The sequence below is a fragment of the Janthinobacterium sp. BHSEK genome (assembly GCF_056174685.1).
The window spans coordinates 1-981 of record NZ_JBWBYV010000171.1 but is presented as its reverse complement, the minus strand read 5'-3'; the positions used below and the strand labels follow the sequence as shown (position 1 = coordinate 981).

Genomic DNA, 981 nt, shown 5'->3' with positions numbered 1-981 from the left:
GCCATGCCCGTCAGGCGATAGCTGAAGTCACTGTTTGGGGCTAACGTGTCGCCCAGGTCGATGCCGATCTGCTTGCGATTGAAGCTGCCGTACTGCAGCTCCACCTCGCGTGCCGGCTCGGCGCCTGGCTGCTTGCTGATACGGTTGATGATGCCGCCCGCATCGGCCTGGCCAAACATCACCGAGGCCGGTCCGCGCAGCACTTCCACGCGCTCGAGCAGGTAGGGTTCGGTCATACGGTAGACGATGCCGAAGGGCGTTTGCGACAGGCCATCGCGGAAGTTGCCGCTGTTGCCGCTGAAGCCGCGCAGGGAGATATATTCCCAGCCGCGATTGTCCGGACCATAGGTATTGACGGAAATGCCGGGCGTCTGGGCAACGATGGCCATCACGTCCTGCGCGCCGCGCGCCTCGATTTCCGTGCGTCCGATTACCGAGACCGATTGCGGGATTTCGCGCATGGGCGTGCCGGTCTTGGTGGCCGTGTCGGCGCGGCGGGCAATATAGCCGAAGACGGGCTCGTTGGCCGTTTCCTGTTCGGCCTGGACGGTGATGCCGGGCAGCATCTGCGCTATGGCCTGGCTGGTGGGCACGATTACCATGGCCGAGCCATTCCCGGCCGCCGCCAGGCCGCTGCCCGCCAGGGCTGTCTCGAGCGCCTGTTGCAGCGTCATCTTGCCTTGGATGGCGGGCGCAGTTTTCCCTTCTGCCAGCGCGGCGTTCATGGAGATCGCCGTGCCCGCTTGCTGTGCCAGCGCATTGATGGCCTGGCCCAATGGCAGGGGCGGGATGGCGAATTGCCTTTCCACCGCCACCGCGGCAGCGGACGAGGCGCCTTGGGCATGGGCGAACGAAGGATTGCCGAAGATGGCGCATGCCGCCAGCAGCGTTGCCGATAGGGCAGACTGGCGCTGTGCCGTGGTGCCGGCGCGATGCTTGATGGGGGTTCCGCGGATGTGCTGCACAGGCATGGTATGTCCT

General features: G+C 65.4%; 1 protein-coding gene. It reads right to left on the bottom strand.

The genetic code is table 11. From position 1 onward, the window contains the following. A partial coding sequence (locus tag AC0V2Y_RS28025; protein ID WP_475418442.1) for a TonB-dependent siderophore receptor occupies positions 1-971 on the bottom strand: 971 nt, incomplete at its 3' end. Positions 972-981: the final 10 nt, after the last annotated feature.